This is a genomic window from Burkholderia sp. KCJ3K979, from assembly GCF_016759955.1.
Taxonomy (GTDB): Bacteria; Pseudomonadota; Gammaproteobacteria; order Burkholderiales; family Burkholderiaceae; genus Burkholderia; species Burkholderia orbicola.
The window spans coordinates 1-8,699 of sequence record NZ_JACFYV010000257.1 but is presented as its reverse complement, the minus strand read 5'-3'; the positions used below and the strand labels follow the sequence as shown (position 1 = coordinate 8,699).

Sequence of the window (8,699 nt, the reverse complement as noted above, 5' to 3'; positions counted from 1 at the left end):
GCCCGGCACCGGGCCGTCGTCGGCGCCCGCCTTCGGCGCGCCGACACGCAGCGACAGCCCGTCGATCGGCAGACGTTCGACCGTGCCGCCTACCTCGAATTCGGCGTCGGTCCATTGCCAGCGGTTGAACACGTGCACGACGGCGCCGGTCGGCAGGCCGAGCGCATGCGCCTGCTTCGCGAGCTGTTCGAACGTCAGCGGCTCGAGGCCGTCGGCGGTCAGCTTGCCGTCGACCCAGCGTGCATCCTCGATGCGGATCGTATACGGCGCGGCCTGGCCGCCGCCGAGGCCGCGCGTCCAGATCGACATCGCGGCCGGCCACAGCCCGTAGCGAAACACGGCGCGCGCGGCTTCGCGCGTGCTGTGCGTGAAGTAGTACGCCGAGTTCGTCGCGCTCGACGGCGACGCATAGCCCGGCGACCAGCGCGGGTTCGCGCTCAGGCGATCCTGGTCGGCCTGCGACATCAGGTACGGGTCGCCGCTCGTCTCGACCGGCAGGTCCGGCCATTCGGTCACGGCCACGCGCACGTCGGTCGCCGGACGGCCGAGCCATTTCGCGACCGCGACAGCCTGCGACGTCGACATCCCGGTGCCGATCTCGGCCGCCGTATGCTGCAGCGACACCTTGCCGTGCGCGTCGAACTCGACCTTCGCGAACGACGCTTCCGCGCCCGTGCCGAAATCCTTCTGCACGCACGCGAAGCCGACGCCGTAGCGCTTGCCCGGATGCGCGGCCTCGAACTCCGCCTTGCGCGCGGCACGACGCGTCCACAGCGGATGCTGCTTCGCGCGCTCGAGCACTTCGTCGACGCGCAGCGCGCCGGCGGGAATCGCCCCCTGCGTGTTCTTCATTCCCGAACGCAGCGCGTTGCGCAGACGGAACTCGATCGGGTCGATGTTCAGTTGCGCGGCGATCTCGTCGACCGCCATCTCGGTCGCGGCCATGCTCTGCAGCGTGCCGTAGCCGCGCGCGGAACCGGCGTCGATCGCACGCGATGCGATCGCGACGGCCGCGAGGTCGCTCTTCGGGAAGTAGTAGATCGATTGCGCGGCGGTGGCGCCGACCATCGCGACCGACGGCGAGAAGTTCGAGCGGCCGCCGCCGTTCGCCTCGAAGTCGCCCTTGAACGACTGCAGCAGGCCCGTATTGCGGTCGACCGCGATCCGGTAATGCATCTTGAACGCGTGACGCTTCAGCGACGTCTGGAACTGCTCGTAGCGGTCGTTCGCGAAACGCACCGGGCGGCCGTCCGCGTACAGCGCGCAGACGAGGCCGTAGAACGGCACGTTGAAGTGATCCTTCGAGCCGTAGCCGACCGTGTAGCACGGATGCACGAACAGCTTCTTCACCGGGAAGCGGCATTTCGCGACCATCGCGGCCGCATTCTCCGACACTTCGAGCGGCGACTGCGTCGGCACGACGAGGTGCAGCGACTGCGTCGCGGCGTCGTACCAGCAGTTCGCGTTGTCGGGTTCGAGCGCGGCCGTATCGACCGACTGCGTGTTGTATTCGCGGTCGAACACGAGCCAGTCGGCTGACGGATGGTCGAGCTCGCTCGCGATCTGCCCGGCGAGGAACATGCCCTGCTCGTCGAGCTTGCCGTGCTCCTTGCCGTCCGGCCAGACCGGCAGGTGCTTGCGCATCATGCTCGGGAAGATCGGCGCGTCCTTCAGGCTCGAATAGACGTCGTCGTCATAGGCCGTCTTGCCGCCCACGCGCACGTAGCGGAAGGTGCCCCACGGATCGCGCTCGAGCGGGCCCGTGACCGCGCCGTAGCGGATCACGTCGTCGCGGAACTTGAGCGCGTTCTTCGCGAAGCGGAAACGCGCGAAGTCGTGATAGATGAGGATCGCGACCGCATGACCGAGATACGCGGGCGTCTTGCCGGCCGGTAGCAGCATGTCGTCGCCGTAGAACGCCGGGAATGCGACGCCGTCGCGCGCGAGATCGTCGGCCGTGACCACGCGGTCCGGCTTCAGCTCGTCGCCGAGCAGCGACAGGTCGAAGCCTTCGTACGTGCGGTCGGCCTGCGTGACGCGCAGGATCAGCGCGTGCGACTGCTGCTGCGGCCAGTGCGGCATGTCGGCGGCGCGCACGTCGCGGGCGAACACTTTCGAGCCGGTGACCTTCGCGATGCCGTCGATGCGGAATTGAGGGATGCCGGTGACGCTATCCCATTTGACCGGGGTGAGGAGTTTTTCTTCGAAGAGCGCCGCGAACGCGCGGCTGCCGATGGGCGCGACATACACCGCGACGCCCGCCAGCACGCTGGCTTTCAGAAAACCCCGCCGTGACAGGCCGTGGTTTTTCATTGGGGGAGAACCTCCTGATGCGGCTCGGACGGCGATCGGGTGTCGCGGCGTTCGGAGCGGCGCGCATTCTGGCATTGTTTTTGATATATCGCCTATAGTATTTCCCGCATGAAATACTTATTGGATTTCTTATGACGGGTTTCAGCCGGGCTGCGGCGGGTGGTCGCGGGGCGATCCGTTGGCCGTTTGCGTGCGGCCGGATGCCGTCGTACATCGTTCCGTTCGCAACGAACCGGCCTTTGCGCCGCCGAATCCGCAAGCCGCTCGCAGCCGGGACTGACGACCGCGCACGACGCAATGCGCGGTGCCGCCGGGCGGCCCGCGCCGCCGCCGTTTTTCATCAGTTGCTCCGAGAAACGCCGTCCTTCAGAACGGGGAGGAAAGGCGTGCTGTTGACAGGCAGCTTCTTCCCCGGGTTAGGATTACGTGCATGATTCTTGTCTACCGCTACCGGGTGAAATCGCTCAACGGACTGCTCAACAAGCAGAGCCGTGCGGTGAACTACGTCTGGAACTTCTGCAACGACACGCAAAAGCACGCGCTCAAGTGGAGCAACAAGTGGCCGACGGGTTTCGACCTGAACGTGCTGACGACCGGTAGCAGCAAGGAACTCGACATCCACTCCGGCACGATTAACGCGACGTGCGAGCAATATGCGAACTCGCGCAGTCAGCACCGTCGGCCCTACCTGCGCTATCGCAGCAGGAAATCGCTGGGCTGGGTGCCGCTGAAGGGCCGTGACCTGAAGCGCGAAGGTGACGCGTTCCGTTTCGCCGGCAACACGTTTCGCGTGTTCAACAGCCGACCGCTTCCCGAAGGCAAGATCAAGGATGGAATCAACTTTGCGCAGGATGCACGCGGCAACTGGTTTCTCAACATCGTGATCGAGATGCCGGATGTGCACGCCCGCCCGATCCGTTCCGGCGTCGGCGTCGATCTTGGCCTGAAAGACTTCGCCACACTTTCGACCGGCGAGAAGCTGCCCAATGACCAGTTCGGTCGACGAGCGGCGGAAAAGCTGGCGAAAGCGCAACGGGCGCGAAAGCACAAGCGGCATATCGCGAAGCTGCACGCCAAGGTCGCGAATGCGCGTGCCGATTTTCAACACAAGCTCGCGCTCGATCTGGTGCGGCGTTTCGATTACATCGCGGTCGGCAACGTGTCGGCCGCGAAATTTGCCAGAACCAGGATGGCGAAAAGCGTCTACGACGCGTCCTGGTCGTCCTTCCGAAACAAGCTCCGCTACAAAGCGATCGCGCACGGAGCCACGTTCGAGGAAGTCGACGAAAGCGGTTCGACCCAGTCCTGTTCGTCGTGCGGGTCGAGAGACAGCACGACGCGGCCGAAAGGTATCGCAGGACTGCGAGTAAGAGAATGGGCCTGCAGTGACTGTGGTGTCGAGCATGATCGAGATATCAACGCTGCGCTGAACATTCTCCGATGCGGACGTGCATCGCCAGGTGTGGGAATTCTCTCCCTTTGGGGAGAGGAGGACGTCAAGGTAATGTCGTGCGCATCCGGCTCGGCCGGGCTTCCGCCACGTGCCGTGCGGGCGCCGCCAGCCATCGAGACATCGTGTCGAGGTCAATAATCATGGCAGTCAGGGCGGCTCTCCTGAACTCCGTTCTCGCCACTCCCCCCTCCGGCAACCACCGCGTGACGGCCGCGCTGCGTCCGTCGATGCTCGTGACGCTGTTCGAGGACGTGCGCCCGATGGCGCTGTCCGGGCTCGCGAGCGGCTTCGTCGCGGCCGTCGCGCTGATCCGGCTGCAGCAGCTGTGGTGCCTCGCGTGGCTCGTCGTCGACGTCGGCCTGCTCATTGCGCGCCTGTCGATCGCACGGGCCTACACGGTACGGCGCAACGCCGGCGACGATCGCGCCGAATACTGGGCGAAGCGCTATGCGCCGGTGTCGCTCGTTGCCTGCTTCGTGCTCGGCCTCGGCGTGATGGGCTGCGTGCAGGCCACCGACGTCGAACTCGGCACGCTGTCCGTGATGGTCGCAGGCGGCGTGTTCGGCGGGATCGCGTCGCGCAATTCGGCGCTGCCGCGGCTCGCGATGACGCAGGTCGTGCTCGGCGTGCTGCCGATCGGCGTCGGTGCGCTGCTGGCCCCTCGGCCGGGCGCCTGGCTGCTGGTGCCGCCGCTCGCGATCTATCTCGCGGCAATGCGCACGGTCGTCCAGCGCCACTACCGCGTGCTCGTCGCGCTGATCGCCGCGCGCCAGCGCAACGCCGAACTCGTCGCCCGCTTCGACGCCGCCCTCACCTACATGCCGCACGGCCTGTGCATGATCGATGGCGACAGCCGCGTGATCGTCGCGAACCGTCGGACCGCGCAACTGTTCGGCTCGCCGCGCGAGATCATGCTCGATACGCCGTTGCCCGCCGTGGTCGCCGCGCTCGGCACCGATGCCGTGATCGATCCCGGCGGCGCCGGCCTCGCCGCGCAGTGCGACAGCTGGCTGAGCCGCCACGAGCCCGGGCCGCTCGACATCGCGCTCGCCGACGGCCGCCAGCTCGAACTGACGCGCCACCGCGTGCCTGACGGCAACGCGGTGATCATCGTCGAGGACGTCACCACACGCCGCCAGACCGAACAGCACATCCGGCACCTCGCGCGACACGACGCGCTGACGGGTCTGCCGAATCGCCACGAACTGCACGCCGAGCTCAAGCGAATGCTCGCGCGCCGGCCGCGGCTGCCGAGCCCGGCATTCGCCGTCATGTATCTCGACCTCGACGGTTTCAAGTCGATCAACGACCGCTTCGGCCACCAGGCCGGCGACGAAGTGCTCACGCAAGTCGCCGAGCGGCTCGGCAAGACGCTGCCGCCGGGCGAGCTCGCCGCGCGCATCGGCGGCGACGAATTCATCGTCGCGATCGACGACACGACGATGCAAGCGTGCTCGATCCTCGCCGCGCGGATCATCCGGCAGATTTCGGCGCCGTACGCGCTGTCGATCGGCGAGACCGTCTGCATCGGCATCAGCATCGGCATCGCGCTCGACGACGGGCACGGCTCGCCCGACGAGCTGATCCGGCAGGCCGACAGCGCGCTGTACGACGCGAAGTCGGCCGGCAAGGGCATCTACTGCTTCTACTCGAGCGGCAGCCGCCGCATGGCGCCGGCCGCCGCCAGTTGAACCGGCGACGCGGCACTCCGCCGCGCGTTCGTCCTTGCCGTACCCGCCGCACCCTCCCGCGATTCAATTCCGAAACACTTTGCCGGTTCGCACGTGGCGCCGCGCGTTCGCGTGTCACGTGACGTGTTCCGTAACATCGCCGTCCGGCATGCCGAAAGATGACTGCAGAAGCCCGCACGATCGAGGCCGAGTGCGGCATTTCGCGGTTGGCACTCTTATTGCTCCTTGATGGGGAAAGAACGTTTCAGGGAGCCCAACATGAATACCGTCGACGTCCTCGCACGAACCGAAATCATCGACGAACAGGCCGTGATCGACGGCGCCTCGCTGATCCGCCGGCTCGTGTCCGACCGCCGGATGCCGGCCGCGTACGAAGCCGCATGCATCGACAATCCGCCGCTCACGCTGTACGGCGCGTTTCGCCAGGGCGTCGCCGATCACGCCGCGCGGCGTGCGAATCCGTATCGCGCCGGCAGCCGGTTCTGGGCGCTGTGGGAAGAAGGACGTCTCGAAGCTGAAACATCCGGCCGATAAGCCGGTCATGCGCGCCGGCCCTGTCCCGACACGGGCTGGCGCGAAAGCCGGCGCGTGAATGCAGCCGGCCGGCACGCCGGCATGGCTTCATCGCTGCAACATCGCGCGGGCTCGCGTATCGGCCCGGCAACGCACGGCAGTGCGCCCGTCCGCAGTCACGCGCAGCCCCGCTGATCCCGCCCGCCGCGCCGCGCGGTGCCGGTTTCCCCTATAAGATGGCAGATTCCGTTCATCGAACGATACCGCCATGACCGCCTCTTCCTCTCCCCGCAATCCCATTCACTGCGAAATCGATCTCGACGCGCAAGGCAAGCACGCGGGCTACCTGCGCCTGCCGCACTCCGTGCACCGCTCCGCCTACGGCTGGCTGCCGATTCCGATCGTGTCGATCCGCAACGGCGACGGCCCGGTGGCGCTCGTGATGGCCGGCAACCACGGCGACGAGTACGAAGGCCAGATCATCGTGTCGCAACTGATGCGCGAAATCGAACCCGACATGGTCAGCGGGCAATTGATCCTGCTGCCGATGGCGAATTTCCCGGCGGCGGATGCGGGCCAGCGCGTGTCGCCGCTCGACGAAGGCAACCTGAACCGCAGCTTTCCCGGCGACCCGACCGGCACGCCGACGCAGATGATCGCCCACTACATCGAGCATGTGCTGCTGTCGCGCGCGCAGTACCTGGTCGACCTGCATTCGGGCGGCAGCTCGCTGCTGTACCAGGGCGGCAACATGCTCGCGATCGATCCGCTCGACGCCGACGAAGCCGCGAAGCTCAACGGGCTGCTGGTCGCGTTCGGCTTGCAAAACGCGCTGCTGCACGCACCGAATCCCGTGCATTCGGCGTCGGCCGCGCGCCGGCAAGGCGCGATCTCGATCGTCACCGAGCTCGGCGGCGCCGGCATGGCCGATCCGTCGCTGATCCGGCTCGGCCGCCAAGGGCTGCTGCATTACCTCGGCTACATCGGGCTGCTGCACGGCGCGCTCGTGCCCGACGCGCCGCCGACCGTCCCGCGTTTCATGCGCGTCGACGGCGATCGCCATTTCGTCTATGCGTACGAGCGTGGGCTGTATGAACCGCTCGTCGAACTCGGCGATCAGGTGAAGGCCGGGCAGCCGGCCGCGTGGGTGCATTTCCCCGATACGCCGTTGCGCGAACCGGTGCTGCATCGGTTCAACGGCGATGGCGAGGTGGTGTGCAAGCGGGTGCCCGCGCAGGTGCGGCGCGGGGATTGTCTGTTTCAGCTGGCGGAGTTGTCGACGCCGCCACGTGTCATCGAGTGAGGCACCCGACTGACGCGTTCACGACCATCGTACGCCGCCAGTGCGGACACGCTGACCGTCAGTCGGACGACACCGGCGACTCATTCCCCTGCGCAACGCCGGTTACGTATTCAAGGTTCTTCTACTGTTCTGCGCTTTGGCGGCACGGTAGGCCAGCGAATTCTGGCGGAAGTTGAAAGGCATGGAGCAACGCGCATAGCCTCTGAATCGGTTGATCGTGCCGACGGGCGCACCGGTCTTTGAGCTAGCTGGCTTCCGGCCACTGACCGCCCCCGTCATATAGAATGACGCGCTTTGCCCGTACGCCTATGTGGTTCAAGAATCTCCAGCTTCACCGTCTTCCCGCACCCTGGGCCGTCACCCCCGACCAGATGGAAAAATGGCTGGCGCCTCACGCGTTCCAGCCGGGCAGCAGCGTCGAGATGCAGCGCGTCGGCTGGGCGTCGCCGCGTGACGACGGCGCACTCGTGTATTCGAACAACCGGCAGATGCTGCTGCTGTTTCGTGCCGAAAAGAAGCTGCTCCCGGCGTCGGTCGTCAATCAGGTCACCAAGGCACGCGCGCTCGAAGTCGAGGAGCAGCAGGGCTTCAAGGTCGGCCGGAAACAACTGCGCGAACTCAAGGAGCAGGTGACCGACGAACTGCTGCCGCGCGCGTTCAGCATTCGCCGCGATACCCGCGTATGGATCGACACGGCGAATGGCTGGCTCGTCATCGATGCGGCGGCCCAGGCGCTTGCCGACGACGTCCGTAGCCTGCTCGTCAAATCGATCGACCCGTTGCCGCTCGCGGGCGTTCATGTCGCGCGTTCGCCGGTCGCCGCGATGACGGACTGGCTGCTGTCCGGCGAGGCGCCGGGCGGCTTCACCGTCGATCAGGACGCCGAGTTGCGCTCGAGCGGCGAAGGCGGCGCCACGGTGCGATACGTCGGCCACGCGCTGGAAGCGAACGACATGCGCCGGCACATCGAAGCCGGCAAGCAATGCATGCGCCTCGCGATGACGTGGAATGACCGGATCTCGTTCGTGCTGACGCCATCGCTGACGATCAAGCGCGTCACGCCGCTTGACGTGATCAAGGAAGCGGCGGACCCCACCGCGCAGAACGATGATGAACGCTTCGACTCGGATTTCACGCTGATGACGGGTGAACTGGCACGGATGCTGACCAGTCTCGTCGATATCCTGGGTGGCGATCAGCAGGACGCGATTCAGCAGGCGGCAGCGGCCTGAACGCTGTCGTCGTCGATCAGCGCCCCGCGCTGACGCGACGAATCGAGGAGAACCCGTCGCCACCATGGCGGCGGGCCCCGGCCTGGCGCGCACAAGCGTGACGAGCCAGCGCCGAATCGGCATCACCCGTCGGCCACGAAACGACACCATCCCGCCGGTCGTCCAGGCCGTACATCCATCAAACGGGCACGGCT

At 66.5% G+C, this 8,699-nt stretch carries 6 protein-coding genes; 5 read left to right on the top strand and 1 reads right to left on the bottom strand.

From position 1 onward, the window contains the following. On the bottom strand, window positions 1-2,313 hold a 2,313-nt coding region (locus H3O04_RS31465), incomplete at its 3' end, for a xanthine dehydrogenase family protein molybdopterin-binding subunit (protein ID WP_202589181.1). A gap of 430 nt (window positions 2,314-2,743) precedes the next feature. Here H3O04_RS31465 and H3O04_RS31460 point away from each other — a divergent pair. The 5 genes from H3O04_RS31460 to H3O04_RS31440 all read left to right on the top strand — a co-directional run bounded on the left by H3O04_RS31460 (window position 2,744) and on the right by H3O04_RS31440 (window position 8,505). Next, window positions 2,744-3,904: an RNA-guided endonuclease InsQ/TnpB family protein gene (locus H3O04_RS31460; protein ID WP_237666502.1), complete on the top strand. Its 1,161-nt coding sequence runs from the start codon at window positions 2,744-2,746 to the stop codon at window positions 3,902-3,904. A 2-nt stretch (window positions 3,905-3,906) separates the two neighbouring features. Continuing rightward, on the top strand, window positions 3,907-5,457 hold the full coding sequence (locus H3O04_RS31455) for a sensor domain-containing diguanylate cyclase (protein WP_011694740.1): 1,551 nt from the start codon (window positions 3,907-3,909) through the stop codon (window positions 5,455-5,457). 258 nt (window positions 5,458-5,715) lie between these two features. Then, entirely contained in the window at window positions 5,716-5,991 is a 276-nt protein-coding gene (locus H3O04_RS31450) for a hypothetical protein (protein WP_011547674.1), read from the top strand. 247 nt (window positions 5,992-6,238) lie between these two features. Next, window positions 6,239-7,273 (top strand): succinylglutamate desuccinylase/aspartoacylase family protein, encoded by a 1,035-nt coding sequence (locus H3O04_RS31445; RefSeq protein ID WP_202589180.1) that lies wholly within the window; start codon window positions 6,239-6,241, stop codon window positions 7,271-7,273. A gap of 308 nt (window positions 7,274-7,581) precedes the next feature. After that, window positions 7,582-8,505 carry a recombination-associated protein RdgC gene (locus H3O04_RS31440; RefSeq protein ID WP_034174788.1) on the top strand — a complete coding sequence of 308 codons (924 nt, stop codon included), beginning with the start codon at window positions 7,582-7,584 and terminating at the stop codon, window positions 8,503-8,505. Window positions 8,506-8,699: the final 194 nt, after the last annotated feature.

Excerpts from the sequence above, each read along its gene's own strand:
- H3O04_RS31460 (WP_237666502.1), top strand. The coding sequence starts at position 2,744 with ATGATTCTTGTCTACCGCTACCGGGTGAAATCGCTCAACGGACTGCTC.
- H3O04_RS31455 (WP_011694740.1), top strand. The coding sequence starts at position 3,907 with ATGGCAGTCAGGGCGGCTCTCCTGAACTCCGTTCTCGCCACTCCCCCC.
- H3O04_RS31450 (WP_011547674.1), top strand. The coding sequence starts at position 5,716 with ATGAATACCGTCGACGTCCTCGCACGAACCGAAATCATCGACGAACAG.
- H3O04_RS31445 (WP_202589180.1), top strand. The coding sequence starts at position 6,239 with ATGACCGCCTCTTCCTCTCCCCGCAATCCCATTCACTGCGAAATCGAT.
- H3O04_RS31440 (WP_034174788.1), top strand. The coding sequence starts at position 7,582 with ATGTGGTTCAAGAATCTCCAGCTTCACCGTCTTCCCGCACCCTGGGCC.